This is a genomic window from Sulfitobacter undariae, from assembly GCF_014196805.1.
In the GTDB taxonomy this organism is placed as follows: Bacteria; Pseudomonadota; Alphaproteobacteria; order Rhodobacterales; family Rhodobacteraceae; genus Sulfitobacter; species Sulfitobacter undariae.
In genome coordinates this window covers 259,202-283,960 of sequence record NZ_JACIEI010000001.1, presented here as the reverse complement: position 1 = coordinate 283,960, position 24,759 = coordinate 259,202, and the positions used below count along the sequence as shown (strand labels likewise).

The 24,759-nt window shown below is 54.4% G+C and carries 27 protein-coding genes; 12 read left to right on the top strand and 15 right to left on the bottom strand.

Features of this window, described 5'->3' with window-relative positions; all coding sequences use genetic code 11:
- Window positions 1-48: 48 nt before the first annotated feature.
- Genes GGR95_RS01465 through parC form a run of 3 tightly spaced genes read right to left on the bottom strand, consistent with a single transcriptional unit; the run spans window position 49 to window position 4,800 of the window.
- The gene (locus GGR95_RS01465) at window positions 49-1,203 is read right to left on the bottom strand and encodes a M48 family metallopeptidase (protein ID WP_246423249.1); all 1,155 of its coding nucleotides are present in this window, start codon (window positions 1,201-1,203) and stop codon (window positions 49-51) included.
- Window positions 1,200-2,465, bottom strand: a complete 1,266-nt coding sequence (locus tag GGR95_RS01460) for a DUF898 family protein (protein ID WP_184562052.1) — start codon at window positions 2,463-2,465, stop codon at window positions 1,200-1,202. Before GGR95_RS01460 ends, GGR95_RS01465 begins: the two co-directional genes overlap by 4 nt.
- Before the next feature lie 31 nt (window positions 2,466-2,496).
- Window positions 2,497-4,800 (bottom strand): DNA topoisomerase IV subunit A, encoded by a 2,304-nt coding sequence (parC, locus tag GGR95_RS01455; RefSeq protein WP_184562050.1) that lies wholly within the window; start codon window positions 4,798-4,800, stop codon window positions 2,497-2,499.
- Between the two features lie 201 nt (window positions 4,801-5,001).
- Between parC and GGR95_RS01450 the strand changes: the two genes are divergently transcribed.
- The 6 genes from GGR95_RS01450 to GGR95_RS01425 all read left to right on the top strand — a co-directional run bounded on the left by GGR95_RS01450 (window position 5,002) and on the right by GGR95_RS01425 (window position 9,195).
- Window positions 5,002-5,574 (top strand): SH3 domain-containing protein, encoded by a 573-nt coding sequence (locus GGR95_RS01450; RefSeq protein WP_184562048.1) that lies wholly within the window; start codon window positions 5,002-5,004, stop codon window positions 5,572-5,574.
- A gap of 75 nt (window positions 5,575-5,649) precedes the next feature.
- Window positions 5,650-6,477 (top strand): SDR family NAD(P)-dependent oxidoreductase, encoded by an 828-nt coding sequence (locus GGR95_RS01445; RefSeq protein ID WP_184562046.1) that lies wholly within the window; start codon window positions 5,650-5,652, stop codon window positions 6,475-6,477.
- A 58-nt stretch (window positions 6,478-6,535) separates the two neighbouring features.
- Entirely contained in the window at window positions 6,536-6,733 is a 198-nt protein-coding gene (locus GGR95_RS01440) for a twin transmembrane helix small protein (protein ID WP_184562044.1), read from the top strand.
- A 5-nt stretch (window positions 6,734-6,738) separates the two neighbouring features.
- Window positions 6,739-7,311 (top strand): cob(I)yrinic acid a,c-diamide adenosyltransferase, encoded by a 573-nt coding sequence (locus tag GGR95_RS01435; RefSeq protein ID WP_184562042.1) that lies wholly within the window; start codon window positions 6,739-6,741, stop codon window positions 7,309-7,311.
- A gap of 199 nt (window positions 7,312-7,510) precedes the next feature.
- Window positions 7,511-8,269, top strand: coding sequence for an electron transfer flavoprotein subunit beta/FixA family protein (locus GGR95_RS01430; RefSeq protein ID WP_184562040.1), 759 nt, complete (start codon window positions 7,511-7,513; stop codon window positions 8,267-8,269).
- Window positions 8,269-9,195, top strand: a complete 927-nt coding sequence (locus tag GGR95_RS01425; protein WP_184562038.1) for an electron transfer flavoprotein subunit alpha/FixB family protein — start codon at window positions 8,269-8,271, stop codon at window positions 9,193-9,195. The genes GGR95_RS01430 and GGR95_RS01425 overlap by 1 nt, the downstream gene beginning before the upstream one ends.
- Window positions 9,196-9,265: 70 nt before the next feature.
- On the opposite strand, the gene GGR95_RS01420 is transcribed toward GGR95_RS01425, so the two are convergent.
- Window positions 9,266-10,096, bottom strand: a complete 831-nt coding sequence (locus GGR95_RS01420; RefSeq protein ID WP_184562036.1) for a DUF6473 family protein — start codon at window positions 10,094-10,096, stop codon at window positions 9,266-9,268.
- Between the two features lie 156 nt (window positions 10,097-10,252).
- Between GGR95_RS01420 and GGR95_RS01415 the strand changes: the two genes are divergently transcribed.
- On the top strand, window positions 10,253-11,128 hold the full coding sequence (locus GGR95_RS01415; RefSeq protein WP_184562034.1) for a 3-hydroxybutyryl-CoA dehydrogenase: 876 nt from the start codon (window positions 10,253-10,255) through the stop codon (window positions 11,126-11,128).
- A gap of 30 nt (window positions 11,129-11,158) precedes the next feature.
- Here the strand turns inward: GGR95_RS01415 and GGR95_RS01410 are convergent, their stop codons facing one another.
- The 7 genes from GGR95_RS01410 to GGR95_RS01380 all read right to left on the bottom strand — a co-directional run bounded on the left by GGR95_RS01410 (window position 11,159) and on the right by GGR95_RS01380 (window position 16,522).
- The gene (locus GGR95_RS01410) at window positions 11,159-12,028 is read right to left on the bottom strand and encodes a lysophospholipid acyltransferase family protein (RefSeq protein WP_343042045.1); all 870 of its coding nucleotides are present in this window, start codon (window positions 12,026-12,028) and stop codon (window positions 11,159-11,161) included.
- Between the two features lie 61 nt (window positions 12,029-12,089).
- Entirely contained in the window at window positions 12,090-12,359 is a 270-nt protein-coding gene (locus GGR95_RS01405) for an HPr family phosphocarrier protein (protein ID WP_184562030.1), read from the bottom strand.
- A gap of 12 nt (window positions 12,360-12,371) precedes the next feature.
- The gene (locus tag GGR95_RS01400) at window positions 12,372-12,764 is read right to left on the bottom strand and encodes a PTS sugar transporter subunit IIA domain-containing protein (RefSeq protein ID WP_184562028.1); all 393 of its coding nucleotides are present in this window, start codon (window positions 12,762-12,764) and stop codon (window positions 12,372-12,374) included.
- Window positions 12,761-13,657: an RNase adapter RapZ gene (gene rapZ, locus GGR95_RS01395; protein WP_184562026.1), complete on the bottom strand. Its 897-nt coding sequence runs from the start codon at window positions 13,655-13,657 to the stop codon at window positions 12,761-12,763. The genes GGR95_RS01400 and rapZ overlap by 4 nt, the downstream gene beginning before the upstream one ends.
- Entirely contained in the window at window positions 13,657-14,085 is a 429-nt protein-coding gene (locus GGR95_RS01390) for an HPr kinase/phosphorylase (RefSeq protein ID WP_184562024.1), read from the bottom strand. The genes rapZ and GGR95_RS01390 overlap by 1 nt, the downstream gene beginning before the upstream one ends.
- 3 nt (window positions 14,086-14,088) lie before the next feature.
- Entirely contained in the window at window positions 14,089-15,813 is a 1,725-nt protein-coding gene (locus tag GGR95_RS01385) for a sensor histidine kinase (protein ID WP_184562022.1), read from the bottom strand.
- A gap of 7 nt (window positions 15,814-15,820) precedes the next feature.
- Window positions 15,821-16,522: a response regulator transcription factor gene (locus tag GGR95_RS01380; protein ID WP_184562020.1), complete on the bottom strand. Its 702-nt coding sequence runs from the start codon at window positions 16,520-16,522 to the stop codon at window positions 15,821-15,823.
- Between the two features lie 390 nt (window positions 16,523-16,912).
- Between GGR95_RS01380 and GGR95_RS01375 the strand changes: the two genes are divergently transcribed.
- Window positions 16,913-18,511, top strand: coding sequence for a phosphoenolpyruvate carboxykinase (locus tag GGR95_RS01375; protein WP_184562018.1), 1,599 nt, complete (start codon window positions 16,913-16,915; stop codon window positions 18,509-18,511).
- A 128-nt stretch (window positions 18,512-18,639) separates the two neighbouring features.
- On the opposite strand, the gene GGR95_RS01370 is transcribed toward GGR95_RS01375, so the two are convergent.
- Window positions 18,640-19,536 carry a LysR family transcriptional regulator gene (locus tag GGR95_RS01370; protein ID WP_184562016.1) on the bottom strand — a complete coding sequence of 299 codons (897 nt, stop codon included), beginning with the start codon at window positions 19,534-19,536 and terminating at the stop codon, window positions 18,640-18,642.
- Between the two features lie 177 nt (window positions 19,537-19,713).
- Here GGR95_RS01370 and GGR95_RS01365 point away from each other — a divergent pair, with 177 nt between their 5' ends.
- Complete coding sequence (locus GGR95_RS01365) at window positions 19,714-20,082, top strand: helix-turn-helix domain-containing protein (RefSeq protein ID WP_343042025.1); 369 nt, start codon at window positions 19,714-19,716, stop codon at window positions 20,080-20,082.
- On the opposite strand, the gene GGR95_RS01360 is transcribed toward GGR95_RS01365, so the two are convergent.
- The gene (locus tag GGR95_RS01360; RefSeq protein ID WP_184562012.1) at window positions 20,083-20,850 is read right to left on the bottom strand and encodes a sulfite exporter TauE/SafE family protein; all 768 of its coding nucleotides are present in this window, start codon (window positions 20,848-20,850) and stop codon (window positions 20,083-20,085) included.
- 181 nt (window positions 20,851-21,031) lie between these two features.
- Here GGR95_RS01360 and GGR95_RS01355 point away from each other — a divergent pair, with 181 nt between their 5' ends.
- The 3 genes from GGR95_RS01355 (at window position 21,032) to GGR95_RS01345 (ending at window position 23,661) form a co-directional block, all read left to right on the top strand.
- On the top strand, window positions 21,032-22,681 hold the full coding sequence (locus GGR95_RS01355) for an acyl-CoA dehydrogenase family protein (protein WP_184562010.1): 1,650 nt from the start codon (window positions 21,032-21,034) through the stop codon (window positions 22,679-22,681).
- A gap of 63 nt (window positions 22,682-22,744) precedes the next feature.
- Window positions 22,745-23,266 carry a TetR/AcrR family transcriptional regulator gene (locus GGR95_RS01350; RefSeq protein ID WP_184562008.1) on the top strand — a complete coding sequence of 174 codons (522 nt, stop codon included), beginning with the start codon at window positions 22,745-22,747 and terminating at the stop codon, window positions 23,264-23,266.
- Window positions 23,263-23,661, top strand: a complete 399-nt coding sequence (locus GGR95_RS01345) for an META domain-containing protein (RefSeq protein ID WP_184562006.1) — start codon at window positions 23,263-23,265, stop codon at window positions 23,659-23,661. The genes GGR95_RS01350 and GGR95_RS01345 overlap by 4 nt, the downstream gene beginning before the upstream one ends.
- On the opposite strand, the gene recO is transcribed toward GGR95_RS01345, so the two are convergent.
- Window positions 23,645-24,370 carry a DNA repair protein RecO gene (recO, locus tag GGR95_RS01340; protein WP_184562004.1) on the bottom strand — a complete coding sequence of 242 codons (726 nt, stop codon included), beginning with the start codon at window positions 24,368-24,370 and terminating at the stop codon, window positions 23,645-23,647. The two genes, GGR95_RS01345 and recO, sit on opposite strands and share 17 nt — an antisense overlap.
- Window positions 24,370-24,699, bottom strand: coding sequence for a DUF1491 family protein (locus GGR95_RS01335; protein WP_184562002.1), 330 nt, complete (start codon window positions 24,697-24,699; stop codon window positions 24,370-24,372). Before GGR95_RS01335 ends, recO begins: the two co-directional genes overlap by 1 nt.
- Between the last annotated feature and the right edge of the window lie 60 nt (window positions 24,700-24,759).

Below are 24,759 nucleotides of genomic sequence, written 5' to 3'. Positions count from 1 at the left end.
GGTTAGAATGGCGCAATGCGGCCCCCATGCCATCTCCTACATCATTATTCAGTCGCACACACGCTTCAGCGCACTCCAGCTTTCGTCTGATACGATATCCCCATAGGCCGCATCTGCGCGTGCCGCTGAACGCGCACGGTTGATCCGGCTGGTCAATGTCGGGTGGCTCACGAAATGTGACATCACACCATCGGTATCCCCGACTTTATCCCGCAGCCGTTCAAAAATGTCACCCAACGCCGCAGGCGTTACATCGGCAGCCTCCAGCGCGGCAAAGGCAAATTCATCGGCGCCACTTTCGGCGCTTTGCGCATAATTCGCACTGATCAACTGTTCTGTCAGAAACAAAACCACCGCCCCCCCTGCGAAATCACCCAGCAGCAGCCCTAAAATACCGATAGACCCAGCCGAGCGCAGCGCATGGCGGGTAGGATCGCGATTCTCGACATGGCCGACTTCATGCGCCAAGACCGCAGCAATCTCGTTCGGGCTCTGGGCAGCGTCGATCATGCCACGGAAGAACACCACATATCCGCCCGGCAAAGCGAAGGCATTGATCATCTCATGATCCAACACAAAAACCTTGATCGCAGCATCAGTGCCCCGCTCAGCCTCCAGTCCCACCAGCATTTCTTCTAATACGGCAAGCCCGTCTTGGTTTTCGCAAATAGGCAGCGGCGGTAGCCCCGTACCAGCCAACGCCTGCCTGATTTGCCCGAATGTCGCTTCGCCCAACGCACGCTCGCCCGCAGGGGGGATAAACTCGGCCAAACGGTCCGCCAACAGAGGCACCAGCACGCCGATTTGGAACGCCACGCCCGCAACTGCTGCGAAGGCCCATGCCGCCAGCCGCCCGCGCCCTTTGGGGGGTGCGCCCCGCTTCAGATGGGGCATGTGCTGGAGGATGTATGGATCAGCCAGATGTAACCGCGCCAGCGGATCGCCCATCCAACGCAGGATCACACCTTCCTGCCCTGCAGTGTCTTCTAGTTGGCGAATCTCATCCAGAGACCAACACACGCCAGCAACAGCACTGCCCGGCAGGCCAATCTCTAACACCTGTGCAGCGTGATCAACCATCAGCGTGACCGTTTGAGGCACAGGCGTATCGCCGTCGAAATAGGTGCTATCAATGCCGCTAAAGAGCTGTCTCATTGGTCGCGGCCCTGCGACATGGCTCTCAAGATCGGGTGGCATGCTCATATTGCAGCCCCCAGATCCAGTGCTTCGGCAAATCCTTCGGCCTCGGCAAATTCATCACGGGCCCGTTGGCTAACCTGTGCCAGCCCGGCAACGTTAAGCAAACTCAAGGTCAACGCCATATGGCGCATCAACGGATAGGTGACAAAAGCATGATGCAACACGCCCCAGAACAAAAACACCGATAGATACAATGCCGCCAAAACCCCGATCGACAACCAGCGCGGTAAATCTCCCAAGGGATCACTGGTGCCCAGCTGCGATTGCACCAGTGCCTCGGACCCCATCAAAGCAAATGCAACACCTGCAATCGCCATAATGCCAACAACCAGAATCGCGTAAGCAATCGTTGTGCCCAGCACATAGATCATGGAAACACGCAACGCATTTAGGCTCGAGTTAAGCTGAACACCTGCGCTGTGTTTATGATTAGCCAAGATGCGCTTGCTTGCGAAACGATAATGCACAGCGCCGTAAATCATCATCAAGAGTACGGGTAATATCAGGAACAGCCGGAAGGGGCGCTGCCAATCAAGGATGTCAAACATCAAATCAATATCTGCTTCAAATCCCCCGACAACCTCCTCAAAAGATTTGGCCCCTTGGGGCACCAAAGGCTCAAGCCAAACCAACCAGAACACCAGAAGCGCTGCCAATCCCACAGCCAAGGCAAATGGCCCCGTTGCACGGTACAGCATCGTCCACCGCCCGCCCTGCATCAGTGTGGCCGAGCCAAAATAGGTGCGGTCGGTTTTGTATTTTTCGAGATAGAAGGTCATCCGAGGCCAGAGCAGCCCCAGCGTGCAGATCGTGATGACCCAATGCAGCAAAGCACGCCACGCATAGCCCCACGCCCCTTTTTCCAGACCAAACCGCACGCCACGCCAGCGCGTTCGCCCCAAGACGTAGCGCCGCGCGCGGTATTGCGCATAAAACCAGATGGGAATGACGCCAAGAAAACTAGAAAAATACCCTATGAACGAGCTTTGAAAGACGGAAAAGCTGACAAACATCAGCGCAAGGTTCACGATGCCGATGTAGAAGGTGAGAATAACGACGGCGATGAAAAAGCCGAGAAGCTTCTCCCATGGGTCGCCCACATATTCCAGAGGATGCCCCCCCGGCCTGATCGATGACCAATACCAGCGCCGCAGCCTTGTTTTCATCCAGAAACGGTAGAAACCCAGCGTCAGAACTGTCCAAAAGCCCGATTTCAGGGCGAGCCAAAACAGCGCCGAGCGCCCCCCGACAAACCACACGTCCATCCCCTGTTTAGGGATGGGCGGTGGTGCGTTATCAGTTAAATTTATTGTCACGCGGGAAACCACGAGGCGCCATGCGGCCAGTGCCTGCGCGCTTTCCAGTCCATTCTTCCAGCTCGGTCTCGGTCCGCGTACGGCCGGCAGGATCAAGCCAGCTCAGGCCTTCGGCGCGGGCGAAGGTCGTAGCATCAGACAGGCCGCCGTCCTTGTACTTTTGCAAACGCACCCCTTTACCGCGGGTCATCTCTGGCAGTTCTTCCAATGCAAATACCAGAACTTTGCGGTTTTCACCCACTGCCGCCACGGCATCCCCTGTCACGGTTTTACAGACCAAGGCCCGTACTTCACCGCGCACGTTGAGGACTTGTTTGCCCGAACGTGTTTGCGCCACGACATCTGCCTCTGGCACGATGAAACCATCCCCCGCTGAGGACGCCAGCAATAATTTGCCTTCGGGCTTGTGAATAAACAGGTCAACAATTTGCACTTCGTTCGGCAGATCAACGATCAAGCGTAACGGTTCACCCATGCCGCGCCCACCGGGCAGGTTAGCGGCTGAGATGGTATAGAAACGGCCATTGCTGCCAAAGGCCAGCAGGCGATCAGTTGTTTCAGCATGGAACACAAAGCGCGATGCGTCGCCGTCTTTGAATTTCAATTCCCGCGTCAGATCAATGTGGCCAGTCATCGCCCTGATCCACCCCATTTGCGAACAAACCACGGTGATTGGTTCACGGTCGATCATGGCCTCCAGCGGTACATCCTCAATCACGCCTGCCTCGGCAAATGTGCTGCGGCGCGCGCCGCCTGCGTATTCCTTGCCGAATTGTTTTTTCGTCTCACGCAACTGGTCGGTGATGCTATCCCATTGCAGGTGTTCGTTTTCCAGCAAATCTTCAAGGCCCGCACGCTCTTCCATCAATTCGGATTGCTCGCGCAGCAACTCAAGTTCTTCCAGACGGCGCAAGCTGCGCAGGCGCATGTTCAGGATCGCTTCGGCCTGCACCTCGGAGAGTTCACCCTCCCCTTCGGCAGGCGGAACATAGTCTTTCTCGTCCATCGCACGGACGTGGCTGATGCCCCAATCCTCACGCATCAAAGCGGCTTTGGGTTCGTCATCATAGCGAATAATGTCGATCACACGGTCCAGATTGAGGAAAGCAATGATAAAGCCTTCCAAAACCTCCAAACGATGGTCAATTTTCTCAAGACGGTGACGCGAACGGCGTTCAAGTACGTCGCGGCGGTGATCAAGGAACGCCCGCAGCACTTCCTTCATCGAGCACACTTTGGGTGTCACGCCATCAATCAACACGTTCATGTTGAGCGAGAATCGTACTTCCAGATCGGAAGAGCGGAACATCATGCCCATCAGTACTTCGGGGTCTACGTTTTTGGAACGCGGCTCCAGCACCATACGCACATCTTCGGCGCTTTCATCGCGCACATCGGCGAGAATCGGTATTTTCTTGGTCTGGATGGCCTCGGCGATTTTTTCGATCAGCTTGGACTTTTGAACCTGATAGGGAATTTCGGTGATCACAATCTGCCACTGGCCGCGACCAAGGTCTTCGACCTCCCAACGACAACGCAGACGGAATCCGCCTTTGCCTGTGCGGTAGGCCTGCGCGATATTCTCAGGCGGCTCTACAATCACACCGCCTGTGGGAAAATCAGGGCCGGGCACATATTTGAGCAGCGTATCATCGCGTGCATCAGGTGTTTTGATCAGATGGATACAGGCGTCGCATAGCTCAGAAATATTATGCGGCGGGATATTTGTCGCCATCCCCACAGCAATCCCGCTAGAACCATTGGCCAACAGGTTTGGAAATTGTGCGGGCAAAACAGATGGTTCTGTCAAACGGCCGTCATAGTTATCGCGGAAATCCACGACATTCTCGGACAGCCCTTCCAGCATCGCCTCGGCAACCAATGTCATGCGGGCTTCGGTGTATCGGCTGGCAGCGGGGTTATCGCCGTCAATGTTGCCAAAGTTACCCTGACCATCAACCAGCGGATAACGGACGTTAAAATCCTGCGCCAGACGCGCCATCGCATCATAAATCGCGGCGTCGCCGTGCGGGTGGAAATCACCCATCGTGTCGCCGCTGATCTTGGCGGACTTCAGAAAGCCCCCTGTTGAGTTCAGCCGCAAACGGCTCATCGCGTATAGAATTCGGCGGTGCACAGGCTTCAGCCCGTCGCGCGCATCCGGCAGCGCGCGGTGCATGATCGTGCTCAGCGCATAGGTCAGATAGCGATCCCCTAACGCACGGCGCAAAGGTTCGGAGGTTTCCTCAAAGCGAGGCGGGACTGGTTTTTTGATATCTGACATAAGCGCTGTCTAGCGACATCAGAGATAGGCGACAAGCGTGTGCTTTTCGAATCCACACCCATGCAGAATAAATCGTGGCATTCCTGTGACGCGCAGGTTTTCTTAACTTTTCCCCCTAAAACGGAATCAACAGACTTGCTATGAAGGCAGCGGGGGAAGCTGGACCAACAGCTTCAAAGACATTCTGCTGGAGCTGCCACAATGAAAACATTTATCCTTTTGACCTTTGGCTTCCTGACGTTTGCCTTTTACCAACTCAGCGGTGGTGCCGATTTCGAACCCGCCAGCGCGCAAATTGCCGAAGAGACTGAAGCCCCTGCCGTCCAAACGCGCCCCGTAGTTGAACCCGTCATCGCAGCCGCGGCCATTGACACTGCGGTCATCGCGGCACTGGAAGACAGTGATGCGACAGTTACCCGCGTTTCCATGGACCTGACCAATGTGGAGGCTGCAGCCGCCACACAACAGACACAGCCCAGCAGCACCGCACAAATCATAGACAGTTCCGATACGCCGCAGATCATTCTGCCCAGCCTTATCGCAACAACAAACACCAGCGCCCCCGCAGCAAATGACAGCAATGTGCGCTTGGTTTCAGGAAACCGCGTAAATGTACGCGGCGGCCCTTCCACTGACTACGGCGTTATCAGCCGGTTGAACCGCGGTGACGAAGTCCGCATCCTTGAGGACAACGGCAATGGTTGGGTTCTGATGCAGCCCCTAGATGGCGGTGAATCGGGCTGGATGGCCGATTTCTTGCTCACCTCGGGCTGATACCCCTGAGAGAGATTGTCAATTCAGTAAAAAAGGCGCATTTGGTCGCAGCTAATCAGTGAGGCTACCTTCATGATGACCAAACGCACAATTCTGATCACAGGCTGTTCATCCGGAATCGGCTATGCCGCAGCTTATGGGCTGCGCGAACGGGGCTGGCATGTCTACGCCGCCTGCCGTCAGGAACTGGATTGTGCCCGCATGCGCGATGAGGGTTTTGACAGCCCGCGCATAGATTACACCGACCCCGATAGTATTATCATCGCCCTTGCCGATATTCTTGAGGACACGGGAGGCACCTTGGATGCCGTATTTAACAACGGTGCACATGCAACACCCGGCGCGGTAGAAGACCTGCCCACCGAAGCGCTGCGCGAGATATTTGAAGCCAACTTCTTTGGCTGGCACACCCTGACACGTGAACTGATCCCAGTGATGCGCGCACAGGGCCATGGCCGCATTGTTCAATGCTCCTCGGTGCTGGGGCTTGTCGCGCTGCCATGGCGGGGCGCGTATAATTCGACCAAGTTTGCGCTAGAAGGTTTAACAGACACGCTGCGCCTTGAGATGCGCGGCACAGGTGTTTACCCCATCCTGATTGAACCCGGCCCGATCACATCAAAAATTCGTGCCAACTCAATCCCTCACTTTGAGCGGTGGATTGATTGGGAAAATTCTGCCCGAGCTGAACAATATGAATCCGATCTGGGTGTACGCCTGTACGCCGAAAACGGGCCCGACAAGTTTGAACTACCGCCCACAGCCGTGGTCAAAAAACTGATCCATGCGCTGGAATCCAAGCGCCCACGTGCGCGGTATTATGTCACAACCCCCACCTATCTGGCTGGTATTTTACGTCGTATCCTGCCAACGCGTTTACTAGACCGCGTCATGAGTCGCTAACAGGTGGCGGGGGCCGCCTTTTGCGCTACCTCATCTGTCTGAACGAAAGGGAGAGTCCATGTCTGATCCGTTTTTCACTCTGATCATCATCGCCGTCATCGCCGTCGTCATCGTCCTGATGATGGGCCTCGGCGGATTTGCCAGCGGCGGTGCCTTTAACAAGGCCAATTCGAACCGGTTGATGCGTTACCGCATTATCGCGCAATTTATCGCTGTGATGTTAATTGTCGTCTATGTTACGTTCTTCAAAGGATAAGCGGCATGGTTGTTCTCAATAAAATCTACACCCGCACGGGTGATAAAGGTGACACCGCTTTGGGCAATGGCGCACGTGTTGCCAAACATGACGTACGGGTAGAAGCCTATGGCACCTCGGACGAGTTGAATTGTTTTGTTGGCGTCGCGCGCCTACATGCCAGCGCCGAAACCGATACTGCACTGTCCTTGATCCAAAACGATCTTTTTGATTTGGGCGCAGACCTGTGCCGCCCCGATATGGAAAAAGACGCCACCGCCGAATACCCGCCCCTGCGCATGACCCCCGCACAAGTTGAACGGCTGGAGGCGGAAATTGACGTAATGACCGCCACGCTGGAACCCTTGCGCAGCTTTATCCTGCCCGGAGGAACGGAATTGGCCGCGCATTTGCACGTGTGCCGCACAGTTGCCCGCCGCGCGGAACGTCTGGCGACCCAGCTTGCCACACAAGAAACCGTCAATGATGCTGTAGTACGCTACCTCAATCGCCTGAGTGACTGGTTCTTTGTGGCTGCCCGCATGGCCAACAACGCAGGCAAAGACGATGTCTTGTGGGTGCCCGGCGCAAACCGCTAAGCTGCTTCGCAGTTCCACAGAGCGAGACACCGCGAAATATAATTGCGAAAATCCAGCCAAAAACTATATAACGTGACGTGCCCAACGACCCATGATGCGATTTTACCCTGTTTCACAGCGGAGTGCTTCGTTAGACATGGCTTAGATTCATTGACTGGCCCACTCTGGGCCTGAGTCGCAACCAAGGAGATAATCGCTCATGAAGGTGCTCGTACCTGTCAAACGCGTGATCGACTATAACGTGAAAGTGCGCGTAAAAGCGGACGGTTCCGGTGTCGATCTTGCCAACGTCAAAATGTCCATGAACCCATTTGACGAGATTTCAGTTGAACAGGCGATCCGCCTGAAAGAAGCAGGTCAGGCGGACGAAGTCGTCGTTGTTTCTATCGGCGTAAAGCAAGCCCAAGAAACCCTGCGCACAGCGCTGGCGATGGGTGCGGACCGTGCGATCCTTGTGGTTGCGACAGATGATGTCCACAACGACATCGAACCGCTGACCGTTGCGAAAATCCTGAAAGGGATCGTCGACGAAGAGCAGCCGGGCCTTGTGCTCTGCGGCAAGCAAGCGATCGACAACGATATGAACGCAACGGGCCAAATGCTGTCCGCGCTTCTGGGCTGGTCACAAGCGACATTCGCTTCTGAAGTTGGCATTGAAGGCGACAAAGCTGTTGTCACACGCGAAGTTGACGGTGGTTTGCAAACCATCAAGGTGAACATGCCAACTGTTGTCACAGTTGACCTGCGCCTGAACGAGCCACGTTACGCATCGCTGCCGAACATCATGAAGGCAAAGAAAAAGCCACTGGATGAAAAGACACCTGCCGATTACGGCGTGGAAGTGTCTAACCGTCTGGAAATCATCAAAACGGTTGAGCCAGCAGCACGTGCAGCGGGTATCACAGTTGCGTCGGTTGATGAACTGGTCGCAAAACTCAAAGAAGCGGGGGCTGTGTAATGGCTGTTCTACTCCTTGCAGAAGTTAACAATGGCGAATTGGCAATGGACGCCACAGCAAAAGCTGTGACCGCTGCCAAAGCATTGGGTGATGTGGTTGTACTGGCCTGTGGCGGTTCTGCTGCTGCCGCTGGTGAAGCTGCCGCCAAAATTGACGGTGTGTCCAAGGTTCTTGTGGCCGAAGACGATTCACTGAGCCACCGCTTGGCCGAATCCACTGCCGCGCTGATAGTATCTCTGGCCGGTGATTACGATCACATCGTAGCGCCTTCTACCACAGATGCGAAAAACGTTATGGCACGGGTCGCAGGCCTGCTGGACGTTATGATCATCTCTGATGCAACAGCCGTCGTTGACGCAGATACATTCGAACGCCCGATTTATGCGGGTAACGCGATGCAAACTGTCAAATCTTCGGATTCGAAAAAGGTCATCACCTTCCGTACGTCAACATTTGACGCTGCTGGTGAAGGCGGCTCTGCCTCGGTTGAGACGGTTTCGGCTGCTGCAAACCCTGGTTTGTCCGAATGGGTCGAAGACAAGGTCGCAGAAAGCGACCGCCCCGAGTTGACATCGGCCGGTGTTGTTGTTTCCGGTGGTCGTGGCGTTGGATCGGAAGAGAGCTTTGCCTTGATCGAGCAGCTGGCAGATAAACTGGGTGCCGCAGTTGGCGCATCCCGTGCTGCTGTTGACTCAGGCTATGCGCCAAACGACTGGCAAGTTGGCCAGACGGGCAAAGTTGTTGCGCCGAACCTTTATGTTGCTGTTGGTATCTCCGGTGCGATCCAGCACTTGGCCGGTATGAAAGACAGTAAGATCATTGTCGCCATCAACAAAGACGAAGAAGCACCTATCTTTCAGGTTGCCGACTTCGGTTTGGTTGCCGACCTGTTCGAAGCAGTACCAGACCTGATTTCCAAGCTCTGACCCCTAAACGGGAACAGCTTGAGCTGATGACACTTAAAGGCCCGCCTCTTACGGCGGGCCTTTTGCATATCTACATCAGTCTGTCCAAGACGGGGAGCAATGCGCGCGCGGCAGCATTGTGAACTTGCGGAGGCGCCACCGCCCGCGCCGCTTCTATTTCAAGCTCACCAAAACCCATGCCCGACACCGAAAAACCGCCCCCCCCTATCTCCATCGGGACATGAACAATCGCACTAACTACGTCATGCAAGCTGTCGACCATAGCATCCGTCACTAAAACCGGCTCCCCTTTTACACCAATCAGTCTGTTCTGATCTAAATCATGATCTGGCGCCGCGACCTTTAACAACACCGTTTTAGTGTCTAGTTTTTTCAAATATGAACGCATCTTGCGCACCCATGTACGTTGCAGGTTCCGCCGCACAACGGAAAATCGGTCCTCGTCTGCCAAATACAAATGCGACAACAAGTGCCGTGTGAAATTGAATTGCGTGAAGTCTATCTCAGGATACAACCTGAGCAGTTCGGCTGTGCAGCGCATCAATCTATCGTTCCGACGCGCATGAACTGTGAAAAGACGATTGGTCAAATTAGCAGCCCCAAGCACCTCTACCACAGCAACACGCGCTTTGCGTGCCGCATCCGATACAACAGCATCCTTAGAGAACACATCAATTCCGGCATTTACCTGCCCGAAGTTGACAGATGGCAGCCCCGTCAGATGCTCCACCTTCAAGGGGAAAGGTTGTTCGATGAACTTGCCAAACGTTAATGTCCCCCCAATGAAGGCCACATATGGCGACGTCAAATCGCGCCTTGGCCCGCGAAATAGCAAATCAGAAGTGCCATAGCGACACGGAAAATAGTCCAGAGCCCCCGGCCCCAGTGTATCGTAACTCATTATACTCACCTTTTTCTCACCCAAGACGAATATGCAAATTGCCCAGTTACGATTCGTTTAATGCGCAGCTTTGCGTTTATTTTTCCGCAAAAGCGGCCCTTGCGGCGCACCGACACTCCACTTTAAAGTACCGCAACTTCATCAAAGGAACGCATCATGGATATCCAGACAATCGGCATCGTCGGCGCAGGGCAAATGGGCAATGGTATTGCACATGTTATGGCAATGGCAGGATATGACGTGATGCTGAATGACATCAGTCAGGACGCGCTAAACAACGCCATGGAAATCATGCGCGGGAATATGTCCCGTCAAGTTGGCCGTGGTAAAATCAGCGAAGCGGACATGGAAAGCGCATTGGCGCGGATCACAACCACAACAACCCTGACAGACCTCGGCCCCTCTGATCTGATCATCGAGGCGGCGACCGAACGTGAAACGATCAAGCAAGCCATCTTTGAAGACCTGATCCCACATCTGAAACCCACAACGATCCTGACGTCGAATACGTCTTCAATCTCGATCACCCGTCTGGCCAGCCGCACAGACCGCCCTGAGAAATTCATGGGTTTCCACTTTATGAACCCCGTTCCGGTGATGCAGCTGGTTGAACTGATCCGTGGGATCGCCACCGATGAAGAGACTTTCGCCGCCTGCAAAGCAGTGGTTGACCGTCTTGATAAAACCGCTGCCACAGCAGAAGATTTTCCAGCCTTCATTGTGAACCGTATCCTGATGCCGATGATCAACGAGGCGGTCTACACGCTCTATGAAGGCGTGGGGAACGTACAGTCTATCGACAGCTCTCTCAAGTTGGGTGCGAACCATCCTATGGGTCCGCTGGAACTGGCGGATTTCATCGGCTTGGATACATGTCTGGCAATTATGAATGTGCTGCACGACGGGCTGGCTGATACCAAATACCGCCCCTGCCCGCTGCTGACTAAATATGTCGAAGCAGGTTGGCTGGGCCGCAAAACCCAACGCGGGTTTTATGACTATCGTGGGGATGTTCCCGTCGCAACACGCTAACCCTATGGGTTAGCGGCCTAAGGCGGCCGGCTATGCGTCCAATGACAAAGTGTGTTCGCGCAGCCATTCCATAAAGCCGCGTGGATCACCCTCACGTGCTTCGATCTCGGACTTGGGGATCGGCGCACCGACAATCGGAGCTTGCGGCTTGTTACAGCTGTGCACGATTTCATGCAGCAGCAATCCCTGCCGCAACATCGGCGACAGCTTGTTTGCAATCTGATAGGCGCGGCTGTTTGCACCTGGGAATTTCATTGGCACAACCTGCGCCCCTGAACGGCGGATCATCTTGGCTGTGAAAACATTCCATTCCGCCTCTACGGCAGGCCCCCAATAGGTTTCCGACGTGGCGACAACACCCGACGGAAACAGGGCAACAACGCCCCCATCTTTCAAATGCGCCATCGCTTTGGCCCGCATTTCAACGCCTTTGCGCTGCGCATCGGGATCATGCGGGAAAGGCACGGGAATCATGTAACTGCCTGCAACCTCATCAATCGAGGTCAACAAAGAGCGGGTCAAAATACGGTAATCAGGGCGCACCCGACCGATCAGGTCGGCAAAAATCATGCCATCAACCATGCCATGCGGATGGTTTGCCACAACGATAACAGGGCCTTCCTTGGGGATCAGATCAAGCTGCTCTTGCGGCGTGGTCAGGTCGATCCCCATCGTATCAAGGGCTGCACGCCAAAAGGCTTGGCCGCTGGGCGTACCACGCTTTTCGAACTTGCGGATCATGCGCAGGATTTTCAGCTTGCCTGTCAGTAATTCCATCGCCGAGATCATCCGCGATTTCCACGGATCGTCAAAGGTTGACGCGTAGGACAAGCTGCTACGGTCATAATGGTGAAAGCTCACCTGTTCCGTCTCACTTGTGGTGGAAGAACTAGAAGCAATTTCTTGCGTATTATCTGGCACGCGCGGCGACCTCGCTTAAACTCAGTGTATGGCGGGCGGCCTACATGCCCTCGCCAAATTTGTCTGCCACCAAAGCTGTGAGAGCGCTCGCAAGCGCTTCTGCGTCTGGTCCGGACGTTTCGATGTCAATAAAGCTTCCAATGCTTGCTGCCAACATCAAAAGACCCATGATGCTGTCACCCGATGCATTCATGCCATCCTTCGATACTTCGGCGCTGGCATCAAAGCCTTCGACCACTTCAACCAGTTTGGCTGAAGCACGGGCATGCAAACCTTTAACGTTCACGATTTCTAGAGTGATTTTGGTCATCTGCTGGCCTTGCTATTCTTTGCTGACGTTTTGAGCGTCGATATATTTCTTTCCCGCCTCAAGCGCTGCGCGAACAGCATCGGGGACAGGTTTATGACGGCTTTTGGCCAGTTTAATAAGCATGGGCAGGTTCGCCCCATATACGATCCGGCGGCCCGCTGGTTGACAGGCCATCAGGCTAAGATTGGATGGAGACCCCCCAAAAAGGTCCGTCACCACAACCACCCCCTGCCCCGTATCCACAGCGTCTGCAGCTTCGCAAATCTCGGATTGTTTCGCAGTGCGGTCATGATCGGCATAGATTTCAATTGCGCGGACGCCGTTTTGCGACCCGACAACATGCTCAATGGCCGCGAGATACTCGCGCGCCAGCCCACCATGTGCGACAATCACAATCCCAATCACGTCGTTTGCGTCCCTATCCGTTGCCGAGCGTTAATCTCTCGGTGTCTAATTGACACTTGCCAGCCCTGCTCTGCAAGCTGCAAAGCATGGCTTTCCGCCAGAGTAACGGAACGGTGTTGCCCTCCCGTACACCCGAAAGCAATGGAAAAGTGACTTTTCCCTTCTTCGCGGCATGCAGGTAAAACAAGAAGGCTCAGGTCTAGGACCTTTTGCGAGAAGTCGGCAAATCGCGGATCGGTAGCAACATGGGCCGCCACCTGCTCATCCATTCCATTCAGCTCGCGCAGGGCAGGCTCCCAGTAAGGGTTCTTCAAAAAGCGGCAATCATACACCATGTCGACCGATCGCGGCAGACCCCGTTTGTAGGAAAAGGATTGTACCGTCACTGTTAATTTTCGTTTACCTTCGGGCGCAAACCAATGCTCTACCTCGGCACGTAATTCATGCACGTTGAGATCAGTCGTATCGATCAACACATCTGCACGCGCGCGCAAAGGGTCCAGTAAATCCTGCTCTGCCTGAACGCCATCAGCAGGGCGGTCTGCCGGCGCCATCGGGTGGCGGCGGCGCGTTTCCGAGAAGCGGCGCAAAAGCACTTCGGTGCTGCAATCAAGGAACAGCATCTCGGCCACTGTCCCGGGGCGGGTGGCCAAAGCTCCCAACAGGTCGATAACCGTGTTGGTGGAAAAATCACGGTTCCGCGCATCAATCCCCAGCGCAAGCGGGCGTGTCTGTTCCGTTTCGCTAAACAGCATGGGCAGTAACCGCATTGGCAGATTGTCGATCACCTCAAAGCCCGCATCCTCTAACACATTCAAAGCCGAAGACCGTCCCGCACCTGAGGGGCCTGTAACAAAAACAATGCGGCGGAGCGGGTAATCAGGGTCAGACATCATGCCTCTTGTGCTTGGCCAGTAAGATAGGCGTGTATTGCCGCAGGAAAATACGGCGCTTCAACCTTGTGCAGAGATGGCAGGGATATGTCCAGCATTGTAATGCTGTGCCGCAGCGGAAGCCGCTCGGCCTCCTTGCGGGACATATCCACACAAAGCACCAAAGGCACCTTAGCGACATGTCGAACGGGCAATATCCCCACGCCGCGCGCCTCAATCAGCCCCTTGATGGCAGCGGGAGGCGAAGCAATCAGCCGTCCCTCCTCCACCGAAAGAATAGTTCTGTCATCCGCAACGAGTATAGCCCCCAGCGCAATGAGTTGAAGCGCCAGTCCCGATTTCCCACTGCCCGAAGGGCCGATGATCAGCACACCCTGCCCAGCAAGAGAAACACAGGTCGCGTGAACAGTCTCGCTATAATCTGTCATAGCTTAAAGCGGTAAACCCACAACAAATCGCGCGCCCAGCGGATCGGACGTGATATCAGCGTCTGTCGGGCGAATGTTTTCTGCCCAGATCACCCCGCCATGCGCCTCTACAATTTGCTTTGAAATCGCAAGGCCGAGGCCGGAGTTATTGCCAAAGTGCTTTTCGGGACGTTCCGAATAGAAACGCTTAAACACCTTGCTCAGTGCTTGGTCAGGAATACCCGGCCCTGTGTCTTCGACAACAACTAGAACACGATTCTCACGTTTACGCGCCCAGACACGGATCGCATCACCATCTTCACAGAATGAAATCGCATTGGTAATCAGGTTTACAAACACCTGCGCCAGACGGGCCTCAAGGCCCTGAACGACAATAGGATCAGGCGGTAAATCGACGATAAAATCGATACCTTTACCCTTGGCATCCTCACCCAGATACTGCCCAAGGTTACCGATCATATGCATTAGATTGAACGGCTCTTCCTCTTCCTTCACCAACTCACTGTCGAGCCGTGAGGCATTGGAAATATCGCTTACCAATCGGTCGAGACGTCGAACATCGTGTTCAATCACATCCAACAGCTTTGCACGCTGGTCGTCACGTTTTATCACCCGCAACGTACCAACAGCAGACCGCAACGAAGCGAGCGGATTTTTGATTTCATGGGCAACATCTGCGGCGAATTGTTCATTGCCCTCGATACGATTGTAAAGCGCGGAAACCATCCCGCGCAGGGCACCGGACAAGCGGCCAATTTCATCAGGGCGGGCCGTAAGATCAGGGATACGGATGCGGCCAGGGTTCATTTTGCGCGCATCTTTATCACGACCAAGTTCGGCAGCAGCGGCCAAATCGGCCAGCGGATTAGCAATGGTTGACGCCAGAACGAGGCTCAACCCAATCGATACCAGCGTGGCAATGATGAACATTTGCAAAACACGCTCACGCTCTGCACGGACAAGCCTGTCAATTTCACCATCAACACTTACAATAGCCACCACACCAACAGCAGTGCCATCATGTTCAATGGGCGTCGCAACAGACAGCAGGGTGGTCCCTTCATCGTCGCGTTCTTCTTTGCTTTGGGTGCCAATTACCAGCGCTGCAGAAACGATAGCCTTAAGCCGGTCATCTATTTTCGTAGGCTCAGTATGACGATGAAACGGCGAAGACACCATATTCCACAGCCAATCCAGCCCGTCCGTGAGAACAGTCCTCTTACCAGTGCTATTGTCTGCACCCCGACCAACCGGCCGTATGCCAGTGGCGCCATCCAATTGTGAAATTAGTACACCGTCTGTATCAAATACATAGACTTGAATGCCGCTGCGCAAATCCAGACCAGCAAGAGTTTTCGGAACATCAACACCTTCACCGACAGACAGATCAATTGTCTGACCTTCAGGCAGCTGCGCTTCCAACACATCTGCAGTCAGCTCGACCTCTGCCATCAAGGAAGCCGTGCGCTGCACAGCCAAGCTTTCTCGTGAGGAATTTAGATACAAAATACCTGCGACCAACACATTCAACGCAATCAGGTTGAACGTGATGATCTTGCGCGTAAGGGGCGAAGCACGCAACGAGAATAGGCCACGCTTTTCACGGCGGGCTCTAAGCTCGTTAGGTGCGGCACTGTCTGGCGCGACCCAATCGTCACCCAGAACAACATCACCGTCACGTCTATTGGGGGTCGACTCGCGCACGAAGTTCCTCTCAACAACCGCCATTTAGCGATTAATCTTCATTATAGCGGTAGCCAATCCCGTAAAGTGTCTCAATTGCTGAGAACTCATCATCTGCGGTGCGCATTTTTTTGCGCAGGCGTTTGATGTGGCTGTCGATTGTGCGGTCATCAACATAAACCTGATCATCATACGCCACGTCCATCAGTTGGTCGCGCGACTTAACAAAACCCGGGCGTTGGGCCAATGCCTGCAGCAACAAAAATTCAGTGACGGTAAGAGAGACATCTTTCCCCTTCCATGCAACAGCATGGCGCAACGGGTCCATCCGCAGATCCCCGCGCTCCATCACTTTGGTCTCTTCGGTCTCTCCCACTTCATCCGTGGCCACCGCATCCTGACGGCGCAGCAAGGCGCGGATACGCTCAACCAAAAGGCGCTGAGAAAACGGTTTCTTCACGTAGTCGTCCGCGCCCATGCGCAAACCCAGCACTTCATCAATCTCGTCATCTTTCGACGTAAGGAAGATCACAGGCATAGCCGATTTTTGGCGCAGGCGCTGGAGAAGGTCCATCCCGTCCATACGCGGCATCTTGATATCCAGAACCGCCATATCCGGCATCCGCTTGTTAAAAGCGTCCAATGCTGCCTGACCGTCATTATATGTTTCCACCTCAAAGCCCTCGGCTTCGAGTGTCATCGAGACCGACGTCAGGATATTCCTGTCGTCATCTACCAATGCAATTTTAGACATTGCCTGTTTCCTTGTGCTGCTCAACGTGTTTTTAGTTTTTCATACATTGATCACTCCTTGTGCAGTCGAATCAATCCCTAACTGCGAATCTGCAGTGCCTACAGTCTCATTTCAGCCATAATTTGTTTACGAATGGCTAAATTGCCTCACATTCCTCCCTAAAACGCCATTTCAAATCGCCTAATGCGAAACAATCCGTGCAACAAAGTGCCATTCCAAAACCTGCTGCTGCAATTGGTCTTGTGGTGGCGCTAACTATAGAAACACGGCTGTTCAAGCCACAAATCATCGTGCTAAGAGGCCAATATTCCACATATGCCCGCGCGCATTCTGTCTCGGGCATTTCCCATTTCGCTGTGTCATTCGCGCAGTTTCCAAAGGAGTCATTGCATGCAAACCGGACGGGTCAACCCGAACTTCAGCCTCGACGATCAAGGGATCAAAGGGCTGGGCAATGTATATTACAACCAAATGGAGCCTGCGCTGATTGAAGCGGCGCTCAAACGTGACGAAGGCTCTTTGGGCAAAGGCGGCTCATTCCTTGTTACCACCGGGAAATTCACCGGACGGTCCCCAAAGGACAAACATGTCGTCATGTCCGATAGTGTCAAAGACACGATCTGGTGGGAAAACAACGCTCAAATGTCCGAAGAGGGCTTTGACGCCTTATACAATGACATGCTGACCCACATGGAGGGCGGCGACTATTTCGTTCAGGACCTCGTCGGCGGCGCAGACCCTAAACACGCGATTAACGTACGTTTCGTAACCGAGCTTGCTTGGCATGGCCTGTTCATCCGCAACATGATGCGTCGCCCCGACCGCGACCAACTGGATGACTTCATCGCCGACTTTACGGTTATCAACTGCCCTAAATTCCAAGCTGACCCTAAAAAGCACGATTGCCGTTCCGAAACCGTCATCGCGATGAATTTTGATCGCAAGATGATCCTGATCGGCGGCACCGAGTATGCTGGCGAAAACAAAAAATCCGTTTTCTCGCTGCTGAACTACTTGCTGCCAGAAAAAGGCGTGATGCCGATGCACTGCTCGGCCAACCACGCTGTTGGCAATCCCGTAGACACCGCGATCTTCTTTGGTCTGTCAGGCACGGGTAAAACGACACTGTCTGCTGATCCGGAACGCACTTTGATCGGCGATGACGAGCACGGCTGGTCAGACACAGGTACCTTCAACTTTGAGGGCGGCTGTTATGCTAAAACAATCAACCTCAGCGAAGAAGCTGAACCAGAGATTTACGCCACAACCGAGAAATTCGGCACTGTGATCGAAAACATGGTCTATGATGAAGAAACCAAAGATCTGGATTTCGATGACGATAGCCTGACAGCCAATATGCGCTGCGCCTATCCACTGCACTACATCTCTAACGCCTCCAAGAAGGCCGTTGGCGGGCACCCCAAGAACATCATCATGTTGACATGTGATGCTTTCGGCACGCTACCTCCCATCGCCAAACTGACCCCAGCACAAGCGATGTATCACTTCTTGTCCGGCTTCACTTCCAAAGTGGCTGGCACAGAGCGTGGCGTAACTGAGCCAGAGCCCACATTCTCCACATGCTTTGGCGCGCCTTTCATGCCGCGCCGTCCAGAAGTTTACGGCAACCTGCTGCGCGAAAAAATCGCCCAGCACGGCGCAACCTGCTGGTTGGTGAACACCGGCTGGACTGGTGGCGCTTATGGCACGGGATCACGTATGCCGATCCGCGCCACACGCTCGCTGCTCACAGCTGCGCTTGACGGGTCCCTTCTTGCTGGCAAGTTCCGCACCGACGAAAATTTTGGCTTCGAAGTACCCGTTGCTGTAGCCGGCGTTGCTGACATCTTGCTTGATCCGCGCCGCACATGGGACAATCCAGAAGCCTATGACCGTCAGGTTGCAAAGCTGGTTGCCATGTTCGCTGAGAACTTTGAGCAATATATGCCCCACATCGACGATGAAGTAAAAGCAGCCAAAATCGGCTAAATTGCCAACGTCGCCAAGATTTAGGGCCGCCGCATTGTAATGCAGCGGCCCTAATTTTTTGCAAAACCTATGCGGCGCTAAGGAGGTCCCAGCCGACGCAACAGTAAACCTTGATTGCAGATTTGCGATCAGCGCGTCAGCCTGAAATCAACCCAGAGTTTATCGGGAATTTCATTGATCAGATTTGCATCCAACGCATCGATCTTCATTTCGGTGGGGCGATCACATACCGAAATGATCGCAGGCGTGCCATCCGGCATCTGCACCCCCATCAACAATCGGTCGTACAGCAGACATTCGAGCGGATCGTCAGCATTTTTGCGTATCCACATCGCAGTCTGATCCAGCCGGACCCCCTGCCCCGCTTCAACATCCCTGAAAGACGAATCCGCAATGCTCGAAAATTCCTGAGTGAAGGCGAATTCGCTCAGATTTCGCCCTACGCTGCTTCTGGCATTGGCCCAGCCGAACCAGTTTGAATAGAGCGACTTTTCGCCTACCTCCATACAGATCAAATCGTCCTTTGCTGCACGGAATGCCAAAATGTAAGGGCGAATATCCTTGTTGTAGAGGCTTTCCAATTTCCCTTCGCTCAAAGTCCATGCCTTTAGTGCCGCACGCAACAGGTCGGACTTACCTGACCAAACACCAGACATAGGGATTTGCTGTTGGTAAAAAGCCGCCCCCGCGGGCCCCTCATAAGAGATGCGGGACATGCCGTCTATGCTCTGGAAGTTCCCTTGGTGCCAAACACCCCCCTTGGTTAACAACCATTGCGCGGGGCCAACGGCCCGTGCTCCCTGATCTGTCAAAGTATAGCGGCGCTGTTCAACAGCAAACAACTTACACCCCATCGCGTCTTCCAGCTGGCCGATATGGCGCCGGACTGTCTGCCGCGTACTGCCCAGCTCCTCAACAGCCACGCTCAAATTCAGGGTTTTCGCCAGTACCGTGAACGATCGCATCATCTCAAAGAGAAGCGCTGGGACCTCGGTAGATCGAGCCAGAGGTGCATCCGTGTTCACATTTTGATCCATAACCATTACCCACCACAAATCATACACTGAAGTTAAATCAATCACTCACTCAATGGTCAATAATCGTTTCTAAACTGCAAACAATTATTTCAAAAGTAAAAATGGGTTTGCAGTTGATCAAATGTCGAAATTTTCGCAAAACTTCAGCCACACAACCTAAGGTTAATGATTATGGCACACCCTGTTGACGTCCATGTTGGACAAAAGCTTAAACAAATCCGAACTCTTCGCAGACATTCTCAGACTGATATTGCACAGCGGCTTGGCTTGTCCTTTCAGCAAATCCAAAAGTACGAGATCGGCTCAAACAGAATTGCGGCCAGCCGCTTGTTCGAACTGGCCCAGATTTTTGATGTTTCGCCCGCCTATTTCTTTGAGGGCGTAAACGGAGCTAACGACTCAGAAGTAACTCCGTGCAACACAAGTACTACAATTTCAAAGGCTCTGGCTGCCATCGAAGACGAAACGGTCAAAACCAGAATCGTGACGTTTATCGAAGATATTTCGGGGATGGCAGTCGGGCGTCAGGGGTAATCACCCCATCCACGCCCGCCGGATCAAATTAAGTCCGGCCACCAACAACACAAATAGTGTAGCGCGCTTAAAGACGATTTGATTTATTCGATCCATGGCAGACAGACCAATCCGCATACCCAAGTAGGCGGTCGGCACCAACGCCAGTGAAAATCCAATCGTCTCAGCGCGCAGCACACCAGAACCAATATGTGCAAACAGCAGCACAACAGCACCAAGGCCGTAAATAACGCCTTGTATCCTAATTTGGTCATGCTTAGGCGTGTTTAATGCTGTCAGATAGGCAACCGTAGGTGGCCCCCAAATACCAGACACGCCCCCCAGCCCGCCTGCGATTGCCCCTGCAACAACTTCTATGCTGCGACTACGGCCGGACAATTGAAACTGATGACCGCCAAGTTGCAGCAATGCGAAAAATGTAACGGGCACGCCAATCACAGCCATCATCACCTGATCGGGAAACACCCGCACCATTTGCGCGGTTGCAAGTAAGGCCAACAGCCCCGCCAACAGAAACACCTTAAAATCCACCACAGATTTTCTTGCCGCGGGGATTCCTTGGCGCAAAGCCTGATGCGCATTGGTGATCACAGTAGGGACAATCAACCCTGCGAGCGCAAGCTCTGGCGACATAAAGGTCGTAAGGCCGGACACCAGCACCAAAGGCATGGCAAAGCCCACCACCCCCTTAACGAAGCCCGCCAGAACGGCGATCAGGCATGCAATCAAAAGTTCATTCGGGGTGAGCAGCGGGAAAATTATGTCCATGCTGCTTCATAACAAACGAAAAGAAAGTAGCACGTCAAATCTGGTTTTCAACCTGCACGAAAACAGTGCGGCCACGCCTCCGAGAAATTTTAAACCAAATCTAAACAACCAAACGTATCTTTGTTGCGCTGCACCTGCAAAGTGATTATGCTTTCCGCCAAGTTATAAAGGATTTTGATAGATGGCACTTCTGGACAATCTTCTGGAGCAAACGGCAGCAACTCTTGCGCCGGTCGAGGCAATTTTAACGCGAGCAACGGACACAGTCCGCGCCATGGTCACCGACAGTGGCCGCGTCTCCAATCCGCTGGTAGAAGCAAACCAAACAGCCGCGCATGGGCTGGCATGGCTTGCCACTTACGCCCAAGCACTGCGCCAGATGCAATCTTGGGCAGAAGCCCTGCAAAGCGAAGGTAAGTTCGGCGAGACCGAAGCCTTGATCCACCAGATCGCCTTTGGTGAATACCTGTGGCAGATCTACGGCGGCATCCAGATGAACCAAGGCGAAATCGTACGCCTTCAGGACCTCGGCCTATCCCAAGACGACCAGCGCGGCCTGATGGAGCCTGCAATTCAGGCTCTAACGCAAGGCGGCAACACCCAAGCTGCCCGCACCCGCTTGGTTGAGTTGATGCAAGAACACTCCGCCAATGTCACAGTCGGTGCGACCGGCCTCGACGAAGAGTTGGAGATGATCCGCGAGCAGTTCCGCCGCTATGCTGTGGAAAAGGTAGAGCCCTTCGCCCATGAATGGCACCTCAAGGATGAGCTGATCCCGATCGAGATCATCAACGAACTGGCAGAAATGGGTGTGTTCGGCCTGACCATCCCAGAAGAATTCGGCGGCCTCGGCCTGTCCAAAGCATCCATGTGTGTTGTTTCCGAAGAGCTCTCACGCGGCTACATCGGCGTCGGGTCTCTCGGCACGCGCTCCGAGATCGCGGCGGAACTGATCATCGCCGGTGGCACAGATGAGCAAAAACAAAAATGGCTGCCCAGAATCGCCTCTGCTGAAACCCTGCCCACAGCGGTATTCACAGAACCAAACACAGGTTCCGATCTGGGGTCGCTGCGCACGCGTGCGGTGAAAGAAGGCGAAACATATAAGGTCACGGGCAACAAAACATGGATCACCCATGCCGCACGTACCCATGTCATGACCCTGCTGGCCCGCACCGATCCGGCAACGTCGGACTACAAAGGCCTGTCCATGTTCTTGGCCGAAAAAACGCCCGGCGACGATGAAAATCCCTTCCCAACTGACGGCATGACGGGCGGCGAGATCGAAGTTCTCGGCTACCGTGGCATGAAGGAATATGAATTGGCATTTGACGGCTTTGAGGTCAAAGGCGAAAACCTGCTGGGCGGAAAAGAGGGCAAAGGCTTTAAACAGCTGATGGAAACCTTTGAGAGCGCACGCATCCAAACCGCCGCACGCGCCATTGGTGTGGCCCAATGCGCCCTCGACATATCGATGCAATACGCGATCGACCGCAAGCAGTTCGGCAAATCCCTCATCAACTTCCCACGTGTATCTTCCAAACTGGCGATGATGGCAGTGGAAATCATGGTTGCCCGCCAGTTGACCTACTTCTCTGCAGCGCAGAAGGACGGCGGTCGTCGTTGTGACGTAGAAGCGGGCATGGCGAAATTGCTGGGTGCACGCGTGGCATGGGCCGCTGCTGATAACGGCTTGCAAATCCACGGCGGCAACGGCTTTGCGCTGGAATATAAGATCAGCCGTGTGCTGTGTGATGCGCGTATTCTCAACATCTTTGAGGGGGCGGCTGAAATTCAGGCCCAAGTCATCGCCCGCCGCATACTGGGCTAAACTTCGCCGACATGGACGGGGCGCGCCTTGCAGTGCACCCCGTCTGCGCTTAGCTGTTTTGCCATGAGCACAACACGCCTTTCTCCCGAAAAATGGATCGACGCTGGGTTTTCGGCGCTATGTAGCGATGGGCCTGCCAGCCTCGCCGCAGAACCTTTGGCCCGCCGCCTTGGCACAACCAAAGGCTCCTTTTACTGGCACTTCAAAGACGTCCCTGCGTATCATGCGGCACTCACCCGCCAGTGGCACTCAAACGCATTAGCCGACGTTGTAGAACAGCTCACAACCGAGGGTGCTCCCGATACGCGCCTACGGACCTTTGGCCACAATATACTAAAGTCACCAACAGAATCAGCCCTGCGGATCTGGGCGCAATCCGAACCATCAGTTGCCGCCAGCATGGCAGAGGTCGACGCCGAACGGCTGACATATTTGCAGCACCTGCTAAACCACTTTGGCCTGCGCAACCCCGCTTTTGCACATGCCATTCTTGCCACATTGATCGGCCTGCCCCAGTCTCACACAACGACAGACCCACAGGCAGCATTTGACGCATTAGTAGATACGATTCTGGCGCTCTCATGAAGACAGTATTGATTCCGCTCCTCATTGCCCTGTCGCTAACCGCCGCCTGCCGGAAAGACGAAACAGTCAGCGCCTATGGTGGGGCTGATCACGTCTGGACCCTGAAAACCCTGAATGGAAATATCTTCCCAGCCCCTGCCACGCTGACCTTTCCCGAAGTAGGTCAGATCGCGGGCAACGGACCTTGCAACAGCTATTTTGGCGCAATGGATGCCCCCTATCCGTGGTTCCAAGCCGGTCCTATCGGCAGCACCCGCCGCGCCTGCCCTGACATGCGTGCCGAGACTGTGTTCTTAGACTCTCTCAAAGCAGCAACTTTAATCGAAGTTGTCGATGACACACTCATCTTGTCCAATCCAGAAGGTCTGGAAATGATCTTCAAAGCGACCGAATAAGCGCTTCAACAAACCGCGCCCGTGCCTGCGGCAAAGGCCTACTGCCCAAACCTGCCGCCAGGTGATGCGTCAGGAAATATCCGGTTGTCTGCAACCCTCGCACAATCTGCGCATCTTCTGCCTGCCCCTCACCGCGTAACACCGCAGGCAAAGGCAACAGCCGCGCCGCCCATTCCCCTGCCCCAGTTCGCGACACCGCACGTCCCGATTTAGGCGAGACATAGGCCAAATCCTCGGTTGCGCCTGTCACAGCACAACTGGTCAGATCAAGCCCATAGCCCAACTCTTCCAAAAGGCTTAGCTCCCAACGCAAATAGGCCAAGGGCCAAATCTCGTCTTGGCCCAACAAATCCAAAACAGCCTCGGTTCGGTGATAGAGAGGCAGATGGACTTCACGTTCGGGGAGCGAGAACGCTGCCAGCCCCGTCACGGCATTTAACCCCGCAAGCGCAAGCCGCCCCCCCATTGCAATCGCCGCGCGGCTTCGCACAGGTTCAACCGTGAAAGCGCCAATGTGATCCTCTAACCGCGCACGCCAGGTCACGTCCAACTGCGCACCGGGCTGCAATATCGGTGCGATCTTTCGGCTGGTCCCGCCGCGCACAATCCCTGCGTGGCGGCCATGCTCTGGAGTGAACACTTCTATGATGGTGGAGGTTTCGCCGTGGCGGCGCGCGCTCAGTAGTATCCCCTGATCGCGCCATTCCATCAGCCCAAGCCCTCTTGATCCAGCAAATGCCGCCCCGCACGATCTTCTACTTCGATCACCCAAATATCCGGATCAAATCCTCGTTGGCGCGTGATTGCATCATCTACATCGCGCTCTGGCCCCGCCGATAGCTCGACCCAGACCCGCTCGCCGCTCATCAAATCAAACGACCGTTGAAACACGATGGCATTGCCATCCAAGGTAGCCAGCTTCACCAATACAGCGCCGCCAGTGTCATCCCCATGCGCCACAACAAATGCGGGGATATCGAACATCCTCAACCGCGCCAGATAGGCATCGACCCAGAAACGGGCCGTTAGACGGGGCACGACATCCCCGCCTTCATTTTGTTAGCAAACTTAATCCTACAACAACCGCAGGCATTGCGG

Bases quoted from the DNA above. Each gene is read 5' to 3' on its own strand.
- GGR95_RS01465 (WP_246423249.1), bottom strand. From the start codon at position 1,203: ATGAGCATGCCACCCGATCTTGAGAGCCATGTCGCAGGGCCGCGACCA.
- GGR95_RS01460 (WP_184562052.1), bottom strand. From the start codon at position 2,465: ATGGACGTGTGGTTTGTCGGGGGGCGCTCGGCGCTGTTTTGGCTCGCC.
- parC (WP_184562050.1), bottom strand. From the start codon at position 4,800: ATGTCAGATATCAAAAAACCAGTCCCGCCTCGCTTTGAGGAAACCTCC.
- GGR95_RS01450 (WP_184562048.1), top strand. From the start codon at position 5,002: ATGAAAACATTTATCCTTTTGACCTTTGGCTTCCTGACGTTTGCCTTT.
- GGR95_RS01445 (WP_184562046.1), top strand. From the start codon at position 5,650: ATGACCAAACGCACAATTCTGATCACAGGCTGTTCATCCGGAATCGGC.
- GGR95_RS01440 (WP_184562044.1), top strand. From the start codon at position 6,536: ATGTCTGATCCGTTTTTCACTCTGATCATCATCGCCGTCATCGCCGTC.
- GGR95_RS01435 (WP_184562042.1), top strand. From the start codon at position 6,739: ATGGTTGTTCTCAATAAAATCTACACCCGCACGGGTGATAAAGGTGAC.
- GGR95_RS01430 (WP_184562040.1), top strand. From the start codon at position 7,511: ATGAAGGTGCTCGTACCTGTCAAACGCGTGATCGACTATAACGTGAAA.
- GGR95_RS01425 (WP_184562038.1), top strand. From the start codon at position 8,269: ATGGCTGTTCTACTCCTTGCAGAAGTTAACAATGGCGAATTGGCAATG.
- GGR95_RS01420 (WP_184562036.1), bottom strand. From the start codon at position 10,096: ATGAGTTACGATACACTGGGGCCGGGGGCTCTGGACTATTTTCCGTGT.
- GGR95_RS01415 (WP_184562034.1), top strand. From the start codon at position 10,253: ATGGATATCCAGACAATCGGCATCGTCGGCGCAGGGCAAATGGGCAAT.
- GGR95_RS01405 (WP_184562030.1), bottom strand. From the start codon at position 12,359: ATGACCAAAATCACTCTAGAAATCGTGAACGTTAAAGGTTTGCATGCC.
- rapZ (WP_184562026.1), bottom strand. From the start codon at position 13,657: ATGTCTGACCCTGATTACCCGCTCCGCCGCATTGTTTTTGTTACAGGC.
- GGR95_RS01390 (WP_184562024.1), bottom strand. From the start codon at position 14,085: ATGACAGATTATAGCGAGACTGTTCACGCGACCTGTGTTTCTCTTGCT.
- GGR95_RS01385 (WP_184562022.1), bottom strand. From the start codon at position 15,813: ATGGCGGTTGTTGAGAGGAACTTCGTGCGCGAGTCGACCCCCAATAGA.
- GGR95_RS01380 (WP_184562020.1), bottom strand. From the start codon at position 16,522: ATGTCTAAAATTGCATTGGTAGATGACGACAGGAATATCCTGACGTCG.
- GGR95_RS01375 (WP_184562018.1), top strand. From the start codon at position 16,913: ATGCAAACCGGACGGGTCAACCCGAACTTCAGCCTCGACGATCAAGGG.
- GGR95_RS01365 (WP_343042025.1), top strand. From the start codon at position 19,714: ATGATTATGGCACACCCTGTTGACGTCCATGTTGGACAAAAGCTTAAA.
- GGR95_RS01360 (WP_184562012.1), bottom strand. From the start codon at position 20,850: ATGGACATAATTTTCCCGCTGCTCACCCCGAATGAACTTTTGATTGCA.
- GGR95_RS01355 (WP_184562010.1), top strand. From the start codon at position 21,032: ATGGCACTTCTGGACAATCTTCTGGAGCAAACGGCAGCAACTCTTGCG.
- GGR95_RS01350 (WP_184562008.1), top strand. From the start codon at position 22,745: ATGAGCACAACACGCCTTTCTCCCGAAAAATGGATCGACGCTGGGTTT.
- GGR95_RS01345 (WP_184562006.1), top strand. From the start codon at position 23,263: ATGAAGACAGTATTGATTCCGCTCCTCATTGCCCTGTCGCTAACCGCC.
- recO (WP_184562004.1), bottom strand. From the start codon at position 24,370: ATGGAATGGCGCGATCAGGGGATACTACTGAGCGCGCGCCGCCACGGC.